The sequence below is a fragment of the Corynebacterium silvaticum genome (assembly GCF_002162115.2).
Classification (GTDB): domain Bacteria; phylum Actinomycetota; class Actinomycetes; order Mycobacteriales; family Mycobacteriaceae; genus Corynebacterium; species Corynebacterium silvaticum.
In genome coordinates this window covers 840554-861335 of the sequence record NZ_CP021417.2, presented here as the reverse complement: position 1 = coordinate 861335, position 20782 = coordinate 840554, and the positions used below count along the sequence as shown (strand labels likewise).

The window sequence follows — 20782 nt, the reverse complement described above, 5'->3', positions numbered from 1 at the left end:
CAGGAAATATCATTGATCGTGTAGTTAGTTCCCGTCGGCGCAGCTCAACGTCAGATGTTCTGGGCCGTCAAGACCGCTCACCCGAACGCAATCAAGAATTCCGGCAGCATCAACGGTGGTTTCCACCCCCGCATATAAACCAGTGACGCGAACAAGTTGACCGGTTGCCGGTAGGAGGTCAAAGCTCAGCTGATCGTGTTCTCTGATAACCGATACGATTTCATCGTCGCCTCGCACTCCGGTCTGCGAAGACTTAACATGGGCGAGCTCGTTACCGGGAATACCCGCCAAATACTCATAAAGTTTTTGCTTAACGACTATGTACACCCGGAACTAGCAAAAGGGATAACGCACCACGAACTTTGTCTCCATCGCTACTGCCAAAAGTCTCTCGAATCAACGACTCAAGAGGACGAGTATTAACACTCTCCGGTGAGACCACCGGGGCCGGATTATCTGCAATGGCGGTGAGGGCGGCGTCGATAGTGCCCTTAACCGTGACTGTGGGGGTGACTTCCCCTGACGGAGCTACCTCATACTGAGTGACAACTTCCCCTGAATCGTTCTTGTCCACTCGACGCAAATAATCGTTACTAGTCACTGCTACAGCTGCAGCTTCTGGCTGTTGTCCTGCGCTAACCGCGGCTGTTCTTAAAACTTCTGCGGCAGAAGCCTGCGCCGGGTGGGTATCGATGAGGCTGGGCAGGAATAGACCGCCGGCAGCGATCAGAACGACCGCGGCTGCCACAGCAATAAACCTGCGTTGTCTGTTACCCCATAGTTCACGCACGTTGGAGCCAACGGTGCCTTCAGATTGCATGATACGAGCAAGGTTGTGTTCTGCGGTGGCCTTTTCTGCCTCTGAAAGCGCCTGATAGCCATGGTCTGGCGCAGGATCTGCTTTTTCAAAGCATCCGAGAGCTGCCGAGCCAGTTGTTCGTCGGGGAAACCCCGGGGATGAAAATCGCGAGTCATGAGCACTCTCCATGAGAATTACCAGAAGTACTGTATAAAAGGTTCGCAAGTCGATGGCGGGCACGGTGCAGCCGGACTCGAGCAGAGTTAGCGGATATTCCCAGAACTTGAGCTATTTCCGCAGGATCCAGATTTTCCCACGCATGCAACGCAAGTATTTCGCGATCGGATAGGTTCAAACGTTCTAGAGCCGCGCAGATAGTAAAACGTGCATCGACTTCGTGCATCGGTGTAGAAAAGCCCGAGGAAACTTCTTGCACAGCTTTTTCAATCGCCGCATTTTATCACGTGCGCGATAGTGCTCCAAGACCACGTTGCGTGCTATTCCATACATCCAAGGTAGGTCCGCACCTTTCCTGCTGTCCCACCGATTCCAGGCTCGCGTAAACACTTCTGCAGTCAGGTCTTCTGCGTTGTCGCCGTCTGTCCTCCGCCGTATATAAGACAGCACTGCGGAATAACAGCTGCGATACGTCGCGCTAAAAGCCTCGCGCCTGTACTGCGTAGTCATGTCATCTCCGTAGGCCACGGCAATACTTCACCGTGTCCCTGAGATCGCACGTGTGCCACCCCATGTATGTACGAGCTGGGATAAAAGAACTCCTCGGATCGTTTCACCGTATAAACAAGCTTTCCAATGCATCTTGACAGAACGCGGGCATTTTCTCCTAGAGAGCAACTGGGGTCACTGAAGCACCGTTCCCGGATTCCGGAAAAGTAGCAGTACTGCTTACCCCAGATTCACAGGTCACGGTGACCGTGTGATGGCCTTCCGCCGGTCCCGGACCGATAACGTTCAACGTTCGGCGCCGTAATATATCCGATGAGCTGGCCCATATCAGCCGCTGGGCTAAGTTGTGTCTCTACGCCAAAAGAAGTTTTAGTCGTTGCTTTTGTGTCGCCAGGAAGGCATGGAGTTGCGATCATAATCTCGCTATTGGGCTTTAACAACCCATCGATGGTGATGGGAAAAGTTGCGGTCACGGCTGGCGCATCCATATACGCAACGGCGTCCGCAGTCGAGTTTTGTGTGTTGTGATAGATAAGTGCACCTCCGGATAGTCCTGCTACAACGACAGCACTAAGCGCAATACCTAGGAAAGCTTTTGACATAGTGGGTTCTCCATTCACAGAATACTGCGGAAGCCTTTTTCCGCATCTACTATGTTTGTAGACTCCAACCGGCTGTGCATTACACAGCAATGCAGTTTTTTTTAAAAAAAGCGGTAGCCACAGCTACCGCTTCAACAGGAGGCTTCTGCCGCAGGCTACTCCACCCGGAACTCCGCCATCTTGTCCCAGTCGGTCTTGCCGTCAATGTGCACATTGATAATGTCCGGGGTTTCAATGAGGCACTTAGGGGTCTCCTCACAAGCCTTCTTAAAGGCATCTGACTCCACGTGAGCAGCGTCGGTGCCATCTTTGAAGCCTTCTACCAGCAAGAATTCATTTTCCTTCTCGGGGTTTTTAAACCAATCGAAAAAGAGGTTTCCTTCTTCTGCACGGCACGCATCCGTGTACCACTGCATCTCATCAAGAAAAGTATCCACGTATTCAGGGCGGACCTGGAATTTCACGTTAATCAAAATCATGGTGCCCCAGTGTAGCCCTCAGATCACGTGTCTGCAGAAAGTCCCGCACTATGCTTCCAGCTGCTCGCCAAGCTCCATCCACTCCATTTCCAGCTCTTCTCGCTGCTCATTGAGTGCTCGCAGCTGGGAATCAAGCTCAGTCAGCTTGGCAGTATCCACTGCTTCTGCGGCTAGCGCCATAGCGTTTGTGATCTTTTCAATCTGAGGATCAAGCTTGGACATCTTCCGCTCAACAGACGCCATCTTCTTATTGATCTCCCGTTCCTGCTGAGAGGTCAACGTGCGCGTAGGAGCGGCCTTATTTTCCTGAGAACCAGCGGATGCGCTTCCCAGATCCACAGCACCGCGAGACTCCCGAGCCGCCATAGCTTGACGACGTTCCAAGTACTCCTCAATCCCACCGGGGAGATTGGTGAGTTTTCCATCGCCAAAAAGCGCCCACGTGGAATCCGCAATGCGCTCAATAAGGTACCGATCGTGAGAGATCACCACGAGAGTGCCCGCCCAGGAATCAAGAAGCGACTCAAGCTCCTGAAGCGTGTCGATGTCCAAGTCATTGGTGGGCTCGTCGAGAAGCAAGAGATTCGGCTCGGACATGAGCACCCGAGTCAACTGCAAACGACGGCGTTCACCACCAGAAAGGTCACCCACCGGCGTTCGTTGCCGTTTAGCGGAAAAACCAAGACGCTCGGCCAGCTGAGAAGCGGAAAGCTCCTTCTTCCCCAGCTGGATATAAGAAGCTACGTCCTCCACTGCGTCGAGAAGTCGCAGGGTGGGGTCCAGATCATCTAGCTCCTGTTTCAACCAACCAAGCCGAACCGTGCGTCCCTCGATGCGTTTGCCTTCACTGAGCTCATAGGCTCCGGCTAGCGCCCTCAACAAGGTGGTCTTCCCCGACCCGTTGACTCCCACAAGTCCGATGCGTTCTCCCGGCTCGAGCCGCCATGTGAGATCCTGCACCAAGGTTTTGCCATCAGTCGTCGCAATAGTGGCATCTTCCAGCTCCACAACCACTTTCCCTTGGCGCTGCTTAGCAAACGCCATGAGCTCTACCTTGTTACGTAGTTCAGGAACGTTAGCAATCAAGGCTTCAGCTGCTTCAATCCGGTATCGCGGCTTTGACGTGCGCGCCGGGGCTCCTCGACGCAGCCAGGCAAGCTCCTTCCGCGCAAGGCTCTGCCGGCGCTGCTCCATGGCATCAGCCTGGCGGGAACGCTCTGCACGCGCAAAGGTCCAGTCGTTATATCCGCCCTCGTAGGAATCGACAGTTCCGTCATGCACTTCCCACGTCTGAGTAGCAAGGGTGTCCAGGAACCAACGGTCGTGGGTGACCACGACGATGGCTATCTTTCGTGCAAGGAGATGTTCTGCCAACCACTGAACGCCCTCAACGTCCAGGTGGTTGGTTGGCTCGTCAAGCACTACGAGGTCAAGGTCACGCACGAGTGCGGCTGCGAGATTCACGCGGCGGCGTTCGCCACCTGATAGCTGCCCCACTGGGGTATCAAGGCCTAAATCGATGACCCCAATCCCACCGAGCACTTCACGCACCTGAGCATTCGACGCCCATTCAAAGGTTTGGAGGCCCAACGGGCCAAGAACCACATCGCCTACGGTTTTTTCAGGATCCAGCTCCGCCCGCTGTGTCACCACGGCCATGCGCAAAGTGGAATTGTGGCTCACACGTCCGGAGTCTGGTGGCTCAATTCCGGTGATCACTTCCAGCAGTGTGGTCTTTCCTCCACCGTTAAGGCCCACAACGCCGATGCGGTCACCGGTTTGGATCCCCAGGCTCACGTCTTTGAGAAGAGTGGTAAGTCCAAACGATTTAGAGACATTTTCCAGATTTATCAGGTTTGCCACTAGTGTCCTTTTCCTATGGGCTCGTTTTGGTGGACAGGGTTGCGCCTAACGCCGGGCCGGTTGCGGTCGCGGATGCTCCTACGAGGCGCAGCTCTGCAGCTACGTCCTCGGCGCTGTGGGCATCTGGACAAAGAAAGGCACAGGTGGGGCCAGACCCAGAAACAATCCCTGCCAATACGCCTGAAGCTTTACCTATCTCCAGGGTTTTTCGTAGACCTGGTTGAAGAGAGAGTGCCGCGGGCTGCATATCGTTGTGCAGATGCTCGGCTACATGATGCGGGTCTCCGCTGATCAACGCTGCAGTCAAGTCATCTACGGACAGATGCGGAGTGCGTTGCATCTGGTCTAGCTTGGCAAAGACCGCAGGGGTGCTAAGGCCTTGCGTGGAAAAAGCTAACGCCCAATGGTACTGGCCTCGCGACATGACGTGGACCAGGTTTTCTCCGCGCCCCGTTCCTAGTCGTGTGCCACCTAAAAGAGTAAAAGGAACGTCCGATCCTAAGGCGCTGGCCATAGTAAGTAGCTGCTTATCGGTTGGTTTTACCGTGACGTATTCCTGCATGAGCCGGAGCGCCGCAGCAGCGTCGGCCGATCCACCTGCCATACCGCCAGCAGTAGGAATCCCCTTTTTTAAATGCATCCGTACTTTGTTAAGAGGCGGACCGCCGCCAGAACGATGGAAAGCATAGACCATGTTGGCAGCTTTCCACGCAAGGTTGCTGGCGTCGGTGGGAACTCCTTCAGCTCCACCAGCGTCAAGCTCAGCTACGATTCCGGGCGTTTGATCGGTAGCGGTTCCTCGGAGTTCTACGCATTCCAGCTCGTCTTTAAGGCTCAAGGATTGAAAAATGGTGACAAGCTCGTGATAACCATCGTGGCGCAGTGGTCCCACACCAAGGTGCAGGTTCACTTTTGAGTGGGCTGTCGCTGTGATGCGCCTGCCGTATGTGAGCTCAGAATTCTCTTCTACCATGGGTTTCCTTACCCTCGGCGCTGCGCTAGGCGAACGAAATCGGCTACATCGAGCTTCTCTCCTCGCAGAGTCGGGTCAATCCCAGCGCCTAGGAGGGCTTCTTCTGCCGCAACTCCGGATCCGTAATACCCGCTGAGTGCCGCCCGCAGAGTCTTGCGACGCTGTGCGAAGGCGGCGTCGATAAGCGGGAAGACCTGCGAGCGCAGTTCATCGCCGACTGGCCAGGGCTGCTCGTCCTGAGAAAAAACGTCAATGCGCACGAGTCCGGATTCGATTTTGGGAGCCGGCCAAAAAACATTTTTTCCGATCGAACCGGCGCGCCGCACAGCACCATAGAACGATGCTTTCACGCTAGGAACGCCATACACCTTGGTGCCGGGTTGTGCTGCGAGACGATCGGCGACCTCAGCTTGAACCATCACTAATACGCGCTGAATCGATGGGAAAATCTGCAAGAAATGTAGCAGCACCGGTACAGATACGTTATAAGGAAGATTTGCCACCAAAGCTGTAGGCTGATCGATCTCTTCCGGTGTTATCTGTAAAGCGTCTTTGTGCATTAGGGTAAGGCGGTCTGCGAACATTGGGGCGCGTTCTGCCACGGTTATCGGAAGTTGTTCTGCCAAGCGCGGATCTATCTCCACGGCGGTCACAGAGCGTGCAGTGTCGAGTAATGCCAAGGTCAAAGACCCTAGGCCGGGCCCGATCTCTACAACGTGGTCATCGGCAGTAAGATCCGCCGCAGAAACGATCATCCGAACAGTATTGGGGTCATGAACAAAGTTCTGCCCCAATTTTTTTGTTGGTGTGACATCAAGCTTCTCTGCCAAGTGCCTAATTTCAGCGGGGCCGAGAAGGCGCGCGTGATCGTTTTCTCCCATGGTCCTACAATTTACCTTCCGATGTTTGATCACAGGAAAATACTCCCTGTATGCAAGGCATACGCTTGCTGCGAAAACCGCGCCAGTGAAAACACACCAACGCCGCCGGTTCGTTCTTCTCATCAGAAGACTAAACCGACGACGTTGAATCGCACAGTGGCGTGCACGTTGTAAAATCTATTTTTCTACCTTAGCGCAGACCCATCTTGGAAGTGCAGGCAGGCCATGCACCCCAGCCCTGAGCAGCCTGCACTTTTTGTGCAACGGCAATCTGCTGTTCACGGGTAGCAAGATGTGCGCGCGGCGCATAAGCCGTACCACCAAAACCGGCCCATGTGGAGTCAGTGAACTGAAGCCCGCCAGAGAATCCGTTTCCCGTGTTGATGGCCCAGTTACCGGTGGATTCACATTGCGCAAGCTGGTCCCACACCGAACCATTAGCTACTTCAGGAGCGGAAGCTGCCTTCTTGGTGCCCCGCTTAACGGTCGCTGCGACAGCTGGGGTAATGATCTTTTCATCTATGACTTCGTTGGCGGTTTCCTCACCATTGATCTTGGTCACTTTGCGGGTCACGGTGCGCTCGCCCGGTGTTCCCGCAGAAACCTCAGCTTCCTCCCCTTCTGGAAGTTCGGCATCTTCGACGTAGTTCGCAGTCTCGCCGAAAGGCTCATTGGCTACGACTTCTTGGATATCTACGCGGTCAATTTTGACGTCCATGTTTTTAGTCACGGGCGCGTCCAAGGCTGGAGTCACGATGTCATCGTTATCAACCTTGATGCCGCGTTCTGTGAGAACGTCTTTGACGGTTGCCGCCGCGATCTGAGTAAAGACCGTTTTCCCTGCCTCTGTCACAGAGATGATCTTTGGGGTCACCACGTCAAGGGCCAACCCCTCGCGAGGGATCTTGGAGTCCTTGTCCATGTTCAGCGTGGCAGAAGATAGGGCGGCATTGACTCCGTCCAGCTGTTCAAAGAGCTCTTCGACGGTAGTCGCGTTTGTGGTGAGGTTCTTTTCCACGCCGTCAATGGCCACCGAGACCTGCTTGGACGTCCGAACCTTAATCGTGTCCTGATTGCTGATCTTCTCAGTCAACCCTGGATAAACGATGTCCTTGTCTCCAACGGTTACGCCGGCTTTAGCCAGCGCCTCTTCTACCGTTCCAGACATGGTGGCAAGAGAAAGCTGTTCGCCATTGACATCAACGGTGATGTCCTTCTTCACCTGAGTGACGGCGACACCCCCCACTGCCAGGGAGGCCAGAACACCACCCGTTGCTAGGCGCAGCGGAATGGATCTCGAAGAATTGACTCGATTAATTCTCGACTTTTGGCGGGTTCCCACGTGTTCACTTCTCTTTGCTTTTCGACGACATTTCGCACCAGCCATAGCCGGCTTTGCGTAGTACTCCGCACGCTTTGTACGCGCATGGAAATTTTCCATCGGGGGCGAAGCACCATCGATCGGGCGACGTTTCAGTCAGCATCGATCCAACACACGAAAAATAACAATACGGTAACAAACGCAGCTTGTCGAACTAAAGCAACAAAAAAGTGTGAACTAGTTGATTCAACTCACAAAAATCAAACCACATAGTTCACACCTCCCCCATCGATACCCCAATACCCGCCATATCAGAAGATCTAGCTCACTTAAAAGCCACCGCTATGTTCTGCACCTCACTAGGAGGGGATTCCATAGACACGGTGGAAAGTCTCCCGCACCCCGGCCGCAAAGTCCTCCACACTCAGGTTTTTGGTCTGCGCAGCACATAGCGCCGTATGCCCGATGAGCGCAGACTCATTCCGCGCCCCTCGGAAAGGCTCTGGCGTCATATAGGGCGCGTCCGTTTCAATGAGAATCTGCGATAACGGTGCGCGTCGTACAGCTTCTCGTAATTCATCGTTTCGTTTAAACGTCAGGTTTCCCGCAAAACTTAAAACATAACCCCGGTCTACTGCTTCCTGCGCCACGGCAAGCGGCGAAGAAAAACAATGCAAGATGGTCTCGTGTGGAGTGGGCGCGTCTGCAAGGATGCGCAGCAATTCCTCATCGCCTTCCCGATTATGGATCATCAACGCCTTACCGCTGGAAACCGCAAGATCAATATGCCAACGCAACGCCTCTTCTTGTACTTCCAGACTTGCCGTGGTCTCAGACGCATGGGTTATCCAATACGTGTCAATCCCAGTTTCCCCAATTGCTACGCACCGAGGATCCTGTGCCATCTGGGTAAGGCGCTCGCGCGCCGCCGCATCCAGTTCATTGGCGCGGGTCGGATGAATCGCACAGGCAGCAAACACTCGCGCATGCGACTGCGCAGCGCTCAACGCCAACTCGGCCTCCGCGAGCCCATCCCCCACGGTACATAGCTTATCGACGCCACCAGCCACCGCCCGAGCCACAATCGCATCGACCTCCTCAGGCGTGCGCGCTCCGCAGGAAGCAAGGTGCGTGTGGGCGTCGATAAGCCCCTCAAGGCCTTCCACCGGAACGGGTATTGGACGAGGTTTCTTTTTAGCCATGCGCACTAGTCTACGACGAAGGCGCCCACCTTCCGCGGTTCTGCGAATGGTGAGCGCCTTTACTGGCCTAGTGAGCGATCGGCGCCCATTCTGGGCCGGTCTCTCCTAGCTCTGGATCCAACTTAGCGATCAGCGGCTTCGGCTTAGGCAACGCGGTTCCTGGGACGGCATCGACGCGCGCCCACTGTGCTTGTTGCGACGCATAATCGCCCATAATCACGGGATATGTTTGTCCGCTAGCAGGAATGCCCACGCCAACAGGTTTCACTGGCATGTCATCGGTGACCTCTACGATGTGCGGCTTTGCTGCCCACACACCGTCGCGGCCCAATGTCTCGTGCACCTGCTGGGAAATATGCGGCAGATAAGGGGTCAACAGCACGTTGCAGTCTGAAACCACCTGCAGCGCTGTCCACAAAACAGTGGCTAGGCGCTCGCGCTGAGTTTCATCTTTAGCCAGCTTCCACGGTTCTTGTTCTGCAATATAGGCATTCGCCTCACCCACCACATGCATCGCATGAGTAATTCCCTGCTTGAAACGCGAGTGCGCGAGTGCTTCCCCAACGATCTCGAAGGCTTCAGCAGAAAGATTAAGGATCCGTTGATCCGACTCGCTCAGCTCACCTGGGGTTGGGACCTCTCCGAAGTTCTTATGGGCCATGGAAACAGTGCGGTTAACAAGGTTGCCCCAGCCATTAGCTAGCTCGTTGTTGACGCGGCGAACAAACTCGTCCCATGTGAAGTCAGTGTCGTTATTCTCTGGACCCGCAACAGCAATGAAATACCTCAGCGGATCCGGTCCAAACTCTTTCAGGAAGTCCTTGACATAAATGACAATGCCTTTAGAAGAGGAGAACTTAGAGCCAGACATGGTGAGGAACTCGGAAGACACCACTTCCGTAGGAAGGTTAAGCTCCCCGAAAGCATGCACCTTACCGGCCCTTGCGCCCTTTCCTTGATATCCCAGAAGCTCAGCCGGCCAGATCTGGGAATGGAAAGTGATGTTGTCTTTGCCCATGAAGTAATAGCTTGAGGCTGCTGGATCAGTCCACCATGCCTTCCACGCATCTGGATTTCCAGTGCGATAAGCCCATTCAATCGACGCAGATAGGTAGCCGACAACCGCGTCGAACCACACATAGAGCTTCTTAGCGCCGTTGTCCTCCCATCCTTCCACCGGGATAGGAATTCCCCAGTCGATGTCACGGCTCATGGCTCGCGGACGTAGATCTTCCAAGAGGTTCAATGAGAATTTGAGAACGTTCGGGCGCCAATCTTGACGCTCTTTAAGCCAATCAGCCAGGGCATCTGCCAACGCAGGAAGATCAAGAAGGAAGTGCTCAGTCTCGATAAACTGTGGTGTCTCACCATTGATCTTGGAGACCGGATTAATCAAATCTGCGGGGTCCAGTTGGTTGCCGCAATTATCGCACTGGTCTCCGCGTGCCCCGTCTGCACCACAGATAGGACAGGTTCCCTCAATGTAGCGATCAGGAAGCGTACGCCCAGTAGAAGGAGAAACCGCACCCATGGTGGTCTCTTTGATCATGTAGCCGTTCCCATAGAGTCCTTTAAAGAGTTCCTGAACAACCGCGTAATGATTCCGTGTGGTGGTGCGGGTAAAGAGGTCATAAGACAGACCCAGGCCCGCAAGGTCTTCAACAATCTGTCGGTTATACCGATCAGCGAGTTCTTTGACAGACACTCCTTCTTTGTCTGCCTGCACCAAAAGTGGTGTACCGTGCTCATCCGTGCCCGAGACCATGAGAACATCCGCGCCGGACATTCGCTGATAACGAGCAAAAACGTCCGAAGGGACACCAAACCCTGCCACATGTCCAATGTGGCGAGGTCCATTGGCATAAGGCCAAGCAACAGAAACGAGCACACGGTTAGTCATGGTTACTTACCTTAATTTATCTATGCCCGTCCGCGTGATTCGAGGACCGCATCATAGAGTTCTTTCTTGCTCACACCATGCTCCTGCGCCACGGTTGCACTTGCTTCTTTTAGCCGTTTACCTGCACTAACAAGACTTTCTACGAGGTCTATGATCTCACGAACATCCGTTACCTCTTTCTGCCGCGCCCCTTCAATAACAACGCTGATTTCTCCCTTCACACCAGCGCTAGCCCACTGCGCAAGCTCCCCTAGCCCACCTCTTTTTACTTCCTCATATGTTTTAGTCAGCTCTCGTGTCACTGCTGCACGACGATCGTCGCCAAGGATCTCTGCTGCAGCGGCGAGAGTGTCTGCGATGCGATGCGGGGACTCAAAGAAACACACCGATCGCTTTTCGTTTTTCAGCGACTCTAACCAGGCTTTTCTTTGCCCTTGCTTGCGTGGGGCAAAACCATCAAAAGCAAAGTGACCTACGTGCAGCCCCGACAACGCTAATGCCGTAGGAACAGCCGAAGGTCCCGGGAAACACGTCACCGGAACCCCCGCCTCATGCGCTGCTTCCACGACAGGAAAACCAGGATCTGAGACGATAGGCATGCCCGCATCAGTGACCACTACTACTGATTGCGTCCGGGCTAGATCCACAAGGTACTGAGCGCGGTCGGACTCGTTGTGGTCAAAATTGCTCACGACTTTGCCAGTGATCTCCACTCCGAGTGCCGCCGCTAACGCCCGGGTCCGTCGGGTATCTTCTGCCGCAATCACATCGGCCTGAGCCAACGCCTGAATAAGCCGAAATGAGGCATCCCCAATGTTTCCCAGCGGAGTAGCCACCACAATGATCCCGCGGGGTAACGGTGCTAGAGCTTCCCATACAGCTGACGCACTCGACGCACTCTGAGAAGTCGGTTCCTCAATACTCATGCTTCCTAGTCTCGCACACACCACAAACTTTTCTGCTTCTTCCTACTGAGGCACTCCCTGCACGCATGGCAACGGCCTCATCTGATCTCGTCCATGACGATCAGATGAGGCCGTTATCTCCTGCTTGTTCTACAACGCGCTGTGCTTTTATACAATGGGCAACGTTGTTTTCGGAGTATTAGTTTCTGGCTTCTCCTGGGGTGTTTCTACAGAAGCTTCTGCGTGCGACTTTCCGTCTTCAGCGTTTTCCTGCTCTGGCTCCTGGAAAGTAGTCAGGTCTTCCAGCTCGCTCATAGGACGAGCGTGCGACGGCAATCCCAGAGTGCTTTCTTCAACGCTAATGGTGGATTCTGTGAACTCCACTGGTTGATAAGAAAACTCGCTATTCTCCTCGAACAGTTTCTCTGCGGACGCCTCGGAATCTTGCGTGGCTTCATCCACAAATTCATCACGAAGGCTCTCTGTGAGTTCTTCTCGTTCCAGATTGGACTCGGTGGTGTAGCGATCAAGCAAACGAGCCTGCTTGGAACTGAATCGTTGAGTCGGATCCATCTTCCTACGGAATAGATCATGAATTTTCTCGCGACGCTCACGTTCCTCACGAATCTTGGCAAAACCTCGTATCCATGCGCCGGCAACAACAACCACAAGAAGAATTCCTAGGTATCCGAGCGTGGGATATACCAAACCAACCAACTTTTTAAAGCCTAGGAAGGACATGCCGAAGCCGACGAGGCAGGACAACACATAGAACAAGTAGAAGCGCTTCTGCTTGGTAGCCGTGAGTCGTTTGGCAAAGGCATAGAACAAGCCCAGCGTGGTGTTAAAGATCATGCCGATGATGATGAAGGACATAATCGTGCCCAGGATCGGATGGATCTCGTTGACGATGGTGAGCATAGGAACGTCGTCACCTGCAACCTTATCGGCGGAACGGAACAGCGCCAGCGCAGCGAACGTCAGCATAACTCCAAAGACCAGACCGCCGAGCAGGCCGCCAAGACCGGCAGCATGGGTGTCAAAGCTATTGCCACCAATGATGATGGCCATGGAGACGCCCATCATGAGGGCTAGGCCGACGTAGTTCAAAGCAGACAAGGTCCAGTGCGGCGTAGCGCCATTAATGGTGGAAGCAGCCGCATTGAGTGACTCCGTATCGGCGTCGCTAGTGGCCAGTGCGTACACGATGGCAATGCCCGCAAAGATAATAATCAACGGGGTAATCGCGCCGATGACGTTGGTGATCTTGTCAACGTCGAGAAGCCCAGCTAGCAGCACCAATACCAACATCAGCACGGTTCCCACCCAGATGGGCAGGCCAAACTGCTGATTGAGGTTTGAACCCGAACCTGCAAACATCACCACGCCTGTGGCAAACAGCGTAATAAGCACCGAAATATCGAGGATACGGGCGATAATAGGGTGCGAAATGCTCGTGAGAACCGAGCCGTGGTCGTTAGCAAGGAAGTAACTACCCAGCTGGATAGAGGCCATGCCAGTCAACGCCATGATCAGGCCAGCGAGTGCAGCACCTATAATGCCCATCGTTCCAAAGGCCACAAAGTACTGGAGTACTTCCTGTCCTGTGGCAAATCCAGCACCGATGACGATGCCGACAAAAGCCATAGCGATGGTGATTGATTTTTTGAGCATGGTGAAGTGCTCATTCCTTTCAACAATGATAAAAATTTCCGCTCACATGGTGCACGAGTATCGGAAATACATTCTTAGTGCGGCACCTTATGTGCGCGCAGGTGTGGGAGGCGGCGAACCCGTTAGTCCACGCCGCCTCCTAGTAATGGTTCTTATGATGTTTTGGGGGACTTGGCAGCTGATGTGCGTTTTTTATCGTGGCGCACCTTGCGCTTTACCTGTGCACGTCGCTTCTTCTCATGCTCAAGGTGAATTCGACGCTCGCGGGCAAGACGCGAAGCAAACCGCTGCTGTTCACGGTAATCAAGGTAAATTTCATCGTTTCGCAGGTCTTTAAGTATCGCGAACATAAGCAACACGATGACGATCAGGAATGGGCTAGCAGTAATGATCGTAATGTTTTGCAGATTGCTCAACACATCGTCGCCGCCGGTGATCAACATAGTCATTCCGATCAATGCAACCAAGATGCCCCAGCCAGCAGAGACATACTTATTAGCATCGGTCTGACCGCTCTGGCTCATGGATCCCATCACAGTGGAGGCAGAATCCGCAGACGTAATAAAGAAAGTTGCCAGCAACATCACTGCGATGATCCCGGCGATCTGACCACCAGGAAGAGAATGCAACAGATCAAAAAGCTGATACTCGGCAGAGCCGTCACCGTAGATGGACTTGCCCTGCTGCTCCATATGGATAGCAGTGCCACCAAAAATGGCAAACCAGACGACGGACACCGCGGAAGGGATGAGCGTGACGCCAAAGATGAACTCACGAATCGTGCGTCCCCGAGAAATACGAGCCAAGAACATTCCCACAAACGGACTCCAGGAGATCCACCAGGACCAATAGAAGATGGTCCAGGATCCTAGCCACTCACCAGCTGTGCCGTCCGCAGATTCCGCGGTGCGCCCGATCATCTCAAAGAAGTTAGACAGGTATGCGCCAATGGAACCAGGGATAAGGTTCAGAATCGTGACAGTCGGGCCGAGCACGAACACAAAGAGAGCTACCAAAGCCGCCAACACCATGTTTGCGTTGGAGATATATTGAATTCCCTTGCCCACGCCAGACATAGCGGAGAGCAGATACGCCAAGGCGAGCACGGAGACAATAGCAATAATGGTGCTCATGCCGGGATTAGTGATTACGCCCGCGGCGTCTAGACCAGCGCTGATCTGCGTAGCACCAATTCCTAGTGAACAAGCGGTACCAAAGATAGTGGCGATAATCGCCAAAATATCTACGATTCTTCCGATCCAGCCCTTTGCACCTTTTTCGCCAATCAACGGGGTGAAAGCGGAGCTCAGCAGCTGTCGACGTCCTAGTCGGAACGTGCTATAAGCAATCGCCAGACCAAAAATGCCGTAGATGGCCCAAGGATGCAAAGTCCAGTGCAGCAACGTGGTACTCATGGCGTGCCCCACGTGGCGCGGCTCGTGGTTAGGAACACCGTTGAGGTAATTGCCCAAAGGCTCCGAAGCCCCGTAGAACATCAGACCGATTCCCATACCCGCCGCAAACATCATGGCGATCCATGAAACGGTTGAGAATTCTGGGGCTTCATCGTTACGCCCTAGCTTGATCGTGCCAAAGTTGCTGACGGCGATCACTATGGCAAAAACGAGGAAAACCGTGGTGAAGAAAATAAATGCCCAGCCAAAGTCGCTCACGACAAAGCTCAGCGCGTTGCTGGCAAAGGTGGAAAAGCTTGAGGTGCCAAAGATGCCCCACAGCACCACGGCAAGGACGATGACAAAGGCCGGGATGGTGACCTTCCAATCGATGCGGGCCTCAGAGTCCTCTCCCTCAAAGGTGATTTTCTCTTCTGGCAAGTTCGAGGCTGCGCTGATTTTGCCTTCACCTGAGATCATCGCTGCCAGCTGCGCGGTTGCACTAGTCGCGCCTGCGGAGCTCGACACGTGGTCCTTTCCGTTACCGCTTCCCACTGCATCTGTTGTGGAGTTCGTGGCATTGTGGTTTTTATCGGAAGAGTCAGCAGTGATGGATGAATCTGAGGGATCCACCGAAGCACCTGATGTCTCCTCTGGATCAGCGCCCTGCGCCAAAGTGCGCGCAGAACCCTGTGCGCTGCCAAGATCAGCCGCGCTATCCTTTGGATCAAAATGTTCGGAATCGGTCATATATCCATCATGTCTGTTAAATTTTTTGAATCAAATGCATAGGGCCGTAATACGCAGGGTTATGCGAACGATAGGCCTCAAACGGCCTCTCTCTATACCCCTTCAAAGCCCCAGCAAGACACCCAAAAATCAGCGGTTATGACATTTTCGCAGATTACAAAATGGTAACAATTCCAGGCTGTGTCAAGAAAAGCCCGTTTTTCGGGAAAACTCGGTCGTTTTTTGGGGACCACCCAATAGTTCTTTTCGCATATGTGCGCTGCACAACTCCGAGGAACGCATACCAGCATTCCCCCTATCTCGTTGTCATCAACATGACATAATCTCAGACTAGATTGAGCAGGCGACCTTTAGTTCTGTTACCTATGCGCAATAGAATGTCCCCCGTGACCTCTCCTAGACATAATGCAGACGATCGCAGCTCCACAGCACCGCATCCTCCATCAGGAATGCCTCCCCTCAACGATACGGGCTGTAGACACGACACGGCTGCCGCAGGAGTGCTGTGTGACGATCCGGTAACAGCAGCTGATTCACAGGCCCCGGAGTGGCGTCGAAAAGCTAAATTTTCCGGCAGATTTACGCATTGTCCCGCGCCCTCTCAGCCGCGTAGCTATCGCTGGAGCAGGGTCGACACGGTCTCTACCCTCATCATCGCCGCTCTAGCCTTGCTGACTCGGTTTCTGGGAATCACAACCGCCACGGCTTCCCATACCCCGGTGTTTGATGAGAAACACTACGTGCCGCAGGCCTGGGACATAGTGGAATCATGGATTAACCCCATCACCGGTGGCATCGAATCGAACCCCGGTTACGGACTCGTAGTGCATCCTCCGTTAGCAAAACAACTAATAGCTATCGGCGAATGGCTTTTTGGTTACTCGCCCCTGGGCTGGCGTCTTGTCCCGGCGCTCTGCGGCACCGCTGTGGTACTTCTCACCATGGCGATTGCGCGCCGGCTGAGCAGCTCGCCTTTTGTCGCTTTTTGCGCAGGCCTCCTTGCAGTTGTGGACGGCGTGCTCGTTGTCACCTCTCGGTTTGGGATGCTCGACATCATCCAGGTCTTATTTATTGTGGCTGCCGCCTGGGCGCTGATCCGTGACCATCAACAGATGGAAGATCGCATGTATCAAGCCTGGTCTGCGGGGTTGCTCACCGAACCTGGAGTCCGGTCGGGGTTTCGCTGGTGGCGCTTCGCCGCAGGAGTCTTCCTAGGCTGTGCGCTATCAGTAAAGTGGTCCGGCCTGTATTACATGGCCTTTTTTGGGGTCATGATAGTCATCCTCGATGCTTTTCGACGCCGCCGCTACGGAGTGCGTCACCCCTGGAGCGAAGCTACGCTTTTCGACGCCCTCCCATCTTTCCTATCGCTGGTCATAGTGCCCATTGCACTCTACGTGTGGAGCTGGAGGGCCTGGTTCGCCTCCGAAACTTCTGTGTACAGGCACGCGGCTACCGACGGAACCATCGAGACGTCAAGCTGGTTGCACCAGCTTCCTGAAGCCATCGCCGGGTGGTTGTATTACCACCAGAGTGTCCTGGCGTTCCATGCCTCGCTCACCACGTCCAACGGACACAGCCACCCTTGGGATTCCAAACCGTGGTCCTGGCTCGCAGCAACGCGCCCCATCTTGTATTACTCCTCCACAAATATTCAGTGCGGAGAAAACACATGTCGCCGGATGATCTATCTCTTTGGCACGCCTGCGATTTGGTGGCTGACAGTGCCAGTTTTATGTTGGGCGCTCTGGCGCATGGTGATCCACAAAGATCTGCGCTTCCTCATTCCTTTTGTGGCGTTCCAAGCGGGATTCCTCCCATGGGTGGCAAGCTATGACCGGCAAATGTATTTCTTCTACGCCACAGCGCTCGTACCTTTTACCATCGTTATCATTTCCCTCACCCTGGGCACGCTCTATGGTCGTGGCGCCGAACTTCAGTGGAGAAAACTACAACGCATCGGCGTCCCCCGTCTCACGGTCGGGTCACTCACAGTAATTCTTTACTTAGCCCTCGCCGTGGCTATGTTCTGCTATTTCTCCCCTATCATCTATGGAATCCGCATCTCTGACAGCTACTTTAACCAGCTCATGTGGCTAAACAGCTGGCGATAAGACAATAAAAGACCACCCGTACTCCTACTGGCTAGTTCATAGCCACAAGTACGGGTGGTCTTGTTTAGGAATGCGGCGAAGCCGTGAGCGATCGTATCCCCTGCGAGACTATCGCCCAACCCTTATGCGATAGCCATGACCACAGCAAACACAGCACAGACAAGAAAAGAAGCCCCAGCTGCAACGCGGAAGAACCCGAAAGCTCACCGAGTATTAGCTCTTTAGCGCCCAGGCCAAAACTGAAAGTCCACAAGGCGCCGAATAACGGCAGCAGCCCTCCCGTAATACGGGGTTGCCATGCGGCAAAGAAAAGACCGAAGGCTAAGGCACAACGTGTAGCGGCGGCCTCCGACAAGAGCCTTTCATGCATAGTGTCTACGTTTCCTAGCGCGTCGGCAGCTTGTGAGCCCGACTGGATGAGCAGAACTATGGCCCATGCCGCCCAGCCTATGCCCAAGAGCACCATGATCACTCGCGCTAAAGCGAGGTTCCAGGCTCTCGTCGCGGCTTGTTGCCGCCACATAGGCTCCACACCGGCCAGAATGGCTTCAGATAAGTCAGGGGCGCTTTCTCGTTCCGTGGCATCGCCAAAAGTAAGCGAGCGGTTAAACCGGGCGGCTTCCTCATAGAACGCACGGCATTCCAAGCACGTAGAGAGATGCGCGTCGATAACATCATCGTCGATCCCCGTGGGCTCGCCGTCGAGCCTAGCGGACAACGCCGCTTGCACGTGATCACAGGTCAGCACGGGTCAAAACCCCATCAAGGCTTGCGCGGCCAGCTCCAAAAACGACGATCATGAGCAGCGCCACGATCATGACGAGCGGATATTCTATTCCGTTACTTGCTACGAAGAGCCCCTCGGTGAGATGCACAAAATACATAGCGGCGCATACCAGCAAAGCCAGAGCACCCGCCACAAAAGTGGTCAAGATACCCACGACCAATAGTGAGCCGCCCACCAGTTCGCTGACCGCGGTGAGATAAGCAGATAGCTTAGGCTGCGGCACCCCGGCCGCACTAAATTGCCCTGTTGTCTCTACAATCCCCGTGCGAAAAAACTTGTCAAAGCCATGGGCTACAAAAACGAGTCCTAGCACGAGTCTTAGCAATAAAAGAGCTATATCTCTAACTATCGGTTGATCCATTACCAGAGTGCCTTTGGGATGAAATTAGCCTACACGGCGCGGTTGCTCATAATGATTGAGTCCCGAAGGATCGGAATCATTGAGGGGCGAGCGAATGCTCTCAAGGAATTCAAAATCTGGGCTATCATCATCGATTTCTAGCACAACAGCCCCCGGGCGGCGCAGACGGTGAGGTATCCCTAGCTCCTCGTCTGCAACGTTACGAACACCCAGTCGAGCCCTACGCAGCTGGCGGATACGCCGCTGCCTCAATCGTTGCTCAGCCCTGACCTGCTGCCGCAACGCCCAAAGGTAGAAGGAAGCGAGCGCGACAACCACAGCAGTAGCGGCCCATGCCCACCTTCCTACTAAGATAGAAAGGACCAACGCCAATACCAGGGCAACTCCCAGTCCGCCTACGGTGCGGCGACGCCTCCGGTAGAGATCGGCACGTTTCAAAGCGTCAGCCTGTGGATCCCACCCACCGCGAGCACTTCTATGCGCAGCAAACTGTATCTCTTCCTCAGTCAGCTCAGAATCACCAGCTGCTAAGTAGTCCTCGGAATCCGCGAAAGTCTCCGCAGTATTGTGCTCAACGAGCAAGTACTCCTCATCCTCTACCTCAACGGGAGCAGACTGTGGTGTCTCCGTCGGGTACATGAGATCGTCGGGAGAATAATAGGAGTCATCGATCTCGTAGCGCTCGTTCTCATCGTCGAATATCTCAGAGGTTTCTGCGGCTTCGCCGGCTAAGGCATCTGCAGCATCAGTATCCTCTATGACTTCTTCCGCCTCATCTGCCGGCACTGCAACAGAGGAATCGTCTGCGGCTGGAATTTCTTTTACCAACTCATCGTCCACGATCGCTGTATGAGTCTTGTTCTGTTTGGAAGAAAATTTTCCGGCAGCGTTAGTAAAGATAGAACCCAGCGTTTTATCGGAGGGCTCGTCGGTCAAGACATCCTCGACGTCATCCGCGTGAACGAGTTCGTACTTTTCTTCCTCCTCGTGGGAGTCAAAGTGATGCGCTCGCACGTCGCTAGATTTTACGCGGGGACGACGTCTCCTCTGCAGCTCTTCGCTTCCCCCCTCGTAAACCACTCGGGTGTCGTCGAAGGCCTCGCCGGCCTTTCTAATGGGTTTTTGGCCGCGAAGCAGCCACGGTGCCAGCACAAACAACCACACCAAGACGATGAGGACGATGACCACGGTTCCGGACACGGGGTTTGCCTTTCGATGAGTTGGACGATGTGCAGCGATAGGCCATTCTCCGCCCTGCGCACAATGCTCAACGGTAGAGTGAGCGACCAGTGTGATGATCGCAGATCAGAGTAAGCCCACGTTCAACTTGTAGTCCTTCAGAGTATCGCTTTATCTGGTCGCTAGGAGGAGGCACGCCGGTAACCACGCTTGTGAATCAAGCGAGTAACCGCATCCTGGTGAAATTCATCATTGGTAAGCGCCACAAGAAAGTGATCGCGCCACTCACCAAAAATATGCAAGTTGCGCTGCAGATACCCTTCTTCCCTAAAACCGTTAGCCTCAAGAATTTTGCGGGAAGCCACGTTTTCCGGCAGAAAAGTAGCTGTCACTCTATGCAGGCCCACTCGTTTAAAAGCGTGATCCACTCCCAAACCGCATGCAGCAGTGGCGATTCCTTGCCCTGCGTAGGAGCTGTGAACCCAGTAGCCTATCCAGCATTCAGAAATAGCACCGTGCTGAATCCCGCCTAGCGTAAGCTGCCCTACAAATTTTCCTTCGACGTCGATCACAAAAGGTACCGCGCTGCCCATATCTGCAAGCTGCTTTATAGAGAAGAAAACCTCCGCCACATGCGCGACGAATGCGCGGTTTCCCACGAGTCCACAACGGTAGGTTCTACCAGCTCAAGGATCTCTCGGTCGGAAAGCCGCATCATACGCCAGTCGGCGCCGTCGCTAAGCTGCAATGGTCGAAGCCGCACCGACTTTTCTTGAGTCGCAGAAGTGCCGGGAAGTACAAGAGTCTCGGTGTATTCGCCCCAGCCGGGGTGTACGGGGTCGACGGGGCCGTGCGCTGGACGGTGCGGGCGTCCAAAGCGGTTAAGCAAAAAGGACATGGGCAGGTTCTGC

At 54.2% G+C, this 20782-nt stretch carries 19 protein-coding genes and 1 pseudogene; 1 reads left to right on the top strand and 19 read right to left on the bottom strand.

From position 1 onward, the window contains the following. Window positions 1-24 precede the first annotated feature (24 nt). From CBE74_RS16560 to CBE74_RS16490, 15 genes are all read right to left on the bottom strand, one after another. Entirely contained in the window at window positions 25-327 is a 303-nt protein-coding gene (locus CBE74_RS16560; protein ID WP_225871141.1) for a hypothetical protein, read from the bottom strand. Beyond that, complete coding sequence (locus tag CBE74_RS16555; protein ID WP_225871142.1) at window positions 311-988, bottom strand: hypothetical protein; 678 nt, start codon at window positions 986-988, stop codon at window positions 311-313. Before CBE74_RS16555 ends, CBE74_RS16560 begins: the two co-directional genes overlap by 17 nt. Next, window positions 972-1202, bottom strand: a complete 231-nt coding sequence (locus tag CBE74_RS16550; RefSeq protein ID WP_225870114.1) for an RNA polymerase sigma factor — start codon at window positions 1200-1202, stop codon at window positions 972-974. The genes CBE74_RS16555 and CBE74_RS16550 overlap by 17 nt, the downstream gene beginning before the upstream one ends. Further along, the gene (locus tag CBE74_RS16545; RefSeq protein WP_225870113.1) at window positions 1160-1486 is read right to left on the bottom strand and encodes an RNA polymerase sigma factor; all 327 of its coding nucleotides are present in this window, start codon (window positions 1484-1486) and stop codon (window positions 1160-1162) included. The genes CBE74_RS16550 and CBE74_RS16545 overlap by 43 nt, the downstream gene beginning before the upstream one ends. A 230-nt stretch (window positions 1487-1716) precedes the next feature. Continuing rightward, window positions 1717-2088 (bottom strand): hypothetical protein, encoded by a 372-nt coding sequence (locus CBE74_RS16540; protein WP_259484482.1) that lies wholly within the window; start codon window positions 2086-2088, stop codon window positions 1717-1719. Window positions 2089-2243: 155 nt separating this feature from the next. Then, window positions 2244-2567 (bottom strand): putative quinol monooxygenase, encoded by a 324-nt coding sequence (locus CBE74_RS16535; protein WP_087453663.1) that lies wholly within the window; start codon window positions 2565-2567, stop codon window positions 2244-2246. A gap of 48 nt (window positions 2568-2615) precedes the next feature. Next, entirely contained in the window at window positions 2616-4430 is a 1815-nt protein-coding gene (locus CBE74_RS16530) for an ABC-F family ATP-binding cassette domain-containing protein (RefSeq protein WP_087453662.1), read from the bottom strand. Between the two features lie 13 nt (window positions 4431-4443). After that, a complete protein-coding gene (locus CBE74_RS16525) occupies window positions 4444-5403 on the bottom strand; it encodes a 4-(cytidine 5'-diphospho)-2-C-methyl-D-erythritol kinase (protein ID WP_087453661.1) in 960 nt (319 codons plus the stop codon). A gap of 8 nt (window positions 5404-5411) precedes the next feature. Continuing rightward, window positions 5412-6284, bottom strand: a complete 873-nt coding sequence (rsmA, locus tag CBE74_RS16520; RefSeq protein WP_087453660.1) for a 16S rRNA (adenine(1518)-N(6)/adenine(1519)-N(6))-dimethyltransferase RsmA — start codon at window positions 6282-6284, stop codon at window positions 5412-5414. Between the two features lie 190 nt (window positions 6285-6474). Then, window positions 6475-7626 (bottom strand): resuscitation-promoting factor, encoded by a 1152-nt coding sequence (locus tag CBE74_RS16515; protein WP_087454856.1) that lies wholly within the window; start codon window positions 7624-7626, stop codon window positions 6475-6477. Window positions 7627-7964: 338 nt separating this feature from the next. Next, window positions 7965-8807 (bottom strand): TatD family hydrolase, encoded by an 843-nt coding sequence (locus CBE74_RS16510; RefSeq protein WP_087453659.1) that lies wholly within the window; start codon window positions 8805-8807, stop codon window positions 7965-7967. 67 nt (window positions 8808-8874) lie between these two features. Beyond that, window positions 8875-10707 carry a methionine--tRNA ligase gene (metG, locus tag CBE74_RS16505; RefSeq protein ID WP_087453658.1) on the bottom strand — a complete coding sequence of 611 codons (1833 nt, stop codon included), beginning with the start codon at window positions 10705-10707 and terminating at the stop codon, window positions 8875-8877. Window positions 10708-10727: 20 nt separating this feature from the next. Further along, window positions 10728-11633 carry a 16S rRNA (cytidine(1402)-2'-O)-methyltransferase gene (rsmI, locus tag CBE74_RS16500; RefSeq protein WP_087453657.1) on the bottom strand — a complete coding sequence of 302 codons (906 nt, stop codon included), beginning with the start codon at window positions 11631-11633 and terminating at the stop codon, window positions 10728-10730. Window positions 11634-11780: 147 nt separating this feature from the next. Beyond that, complete coding sequence (locus CBE74_RS16495) at window positions 11781-13286, bottom strand: YkvI family membrane protein (RefSeq protein WP_087453656.1); 1506 nt, start codon at window positions 13284-13286, stop codon at window positions 11781-11783. A 152-nt stretch (window positions 13287-13438) separates the two neighbouring features. Beyond that, a complete protein-coding gene (locus tag CBE74_RS16490) occupies window positions 13439-15430 on the bottom strand; it encodes a BCCT family transporter (RefSeq protein ID WP_087453655.1) in 1992 nt (663 codons plus the stop codon). Window positions 15431-15807: 377 nt separating this feature from the next. On the opposite strand from CBE74_RS16490, the gene CBE74_RS16485 reads away from it, so the two are divergent. After that, complete coding sequence (locus CBE74_RS16485; RefSeq protein WP_087453654.1) at window positions 15808-17544, top strand: dolichyl-phosphate-mannose--protein mannosyltransferase; 1737 nt, start codon at window positions 15808-15810, stop codon at window positions 17542-17544. 64 nt (window positions 17545-17608) lie between these two features. Here the strand turns inward: CBE74_RS16485 and CBE74_RS16480 are convergent, their stop codons facing one another. The 4 genes and pseudogenes from CBE74_RS16480 to CBE74_RS16465 form a co-directional block, all read right to left on the bottom strand. Further along, window positions 17609-18292, bottom strand: a complete 684-nt coding sequence (locus CBE74_RS16480; protein WP_171483252.1) for a zf-HC2 domain-containing protein — start codon at window positions 18290-18292, stop codon at window positions 17609-17611. Further along, a complete protein-coding gene (locus CBE74_RS16475) occupies window positions 18279-18692 on the bottom strand; it encodes a DoxX family protein (RefSeq protein WP_087453653.1) in 414 nt (137 codons plus the stop codon). Before CBE74_RS16475 ends, CBE74_RS16480 begins: the two co-directional genes overlap by 14 nt. 24 nt (window positions 18693-18716) lie before the next feature. Beyond that, complete coding sequence (sepX, locus tag CBE74_RS16470) at window positions 18717-19892, bottom strand: divisome protein SepX/GlpR (protein ID WP_087453652.1); 1176 nt, start codon at window positions 19890-19892, stop codon at window positions 18717-18719. A 161-nt stretch (window positions 19893-20053) separates the two neighbouring features. Then, a pseudogene (locus CBE74_RS16465) lies at window positions 20054-20769 on the bottom strand (GNAT family N-acetyltransferase). Window positions 20770-20782 lie beyond the last annotated feature (13 nt).

Excerpts from the sequence above, each read along its gene's own strand:
- CBE74_RS16555 (WP_225871142.1), bottom strand. The coding sequence starts at position 988 with ATGGAGAGTGCTCATGACTCGCGATTTTCATCCCCGGGGTTTCCCCGA.
- CBE74_RS16550 (WP_225870114.1), bottom strand. The coding sequence starts at position 1,202 with ATGCACGAAGTCGATGCACGTTTTACTATCTGCGCGGCTCTAGAACGT.
- CBE74_RS16545 (WP_225870113.1), bottom strand. The coding sequence starts at position 1,486 with ATGACTACGCAGTACAGGCGCGAGGCTTTTAGCGCGACGTATCGCAGC.
- CBE74_RS16540 (WP_259484482.1), bottom strand. The coding sequence starts at position 2,088 with ATGTCAAAAGCTTTCCTAGGTATTGCGCTTAGTGCTGTCGTTGTAGCA.
- CBE74_RS16535 (WP_087453663.1), bottom strand. The coding sequence starts at position 2,567 with ATGATTTTGATTAACGTGAAATTCCAGGTCCGCCCTGAATACGTGGAT.
- CBE74_RS16525 (WP_087453661.1), bottom strand. The coding sequence starts at position 5,403 with ATGGTAGAAGAGAATTCTGAGCTCACATACGGCAGGCGCATCACAGCG.
- rsmA (WP_087453660.1), bottom strand. The coding sequence starts at position 6,284 with ATGGGAGAAAACGATCACGCGCGCCTTCTCGGCCCCGCTGAAATTAGG.
- CBE74_RS16510 (WP_087453659.1), bottom strand. The coding sequence starts at position 8,807 with ATGGCTAAAAAGAAACCTCGTCCAATACCCGTTCCGGTGGAAGGCCTT.
- metG (WP_087453658.1), bottom strand. The coding sequence starts at position 10,707 with ATGACTAACCGTGTGCTCGTTTCTGTTGCTTGGCCTTATGCCAATGGA.
- rsmI (WP_087453657.1), bottom strand. The coding sequence starts at position 11,633 with ATGAGTATTGAGGAACCGACTTCTCAGAGTGCGTCGAGTGCGTCAGCT.
- CBE74_RS16495 (WP_087453656.1), bottom strand. The coding sequence starts at position 13,286 with ATGCTCAAAAAATCAATCACCATCGCTATGGCTTTTGTCGGCATCGTC.
- CBE74_RS16490 (WP_087453655.1), bottom strand. The coding sequence starts at position 15,430 with ATGACCGATTCCGAACATTTTGATCCAAAGGATAGCGCGGCTGATCTT.
- CBE74_RS16485 (WP_087453654.1), top strand. The coding sequence starts at position 15,808 with ATGTCCCCCGTGACCTCTCCTAGACATAATGCAGACGATCGCAGCTCC.
- CBE74_RS16475 (WP_087453653.1), bottom strand. The coding sequence starts at position 18,692 with ATGGATCAACCGATAGTTAGAGATATAGCTCTTTTATTGCTAAGACTC.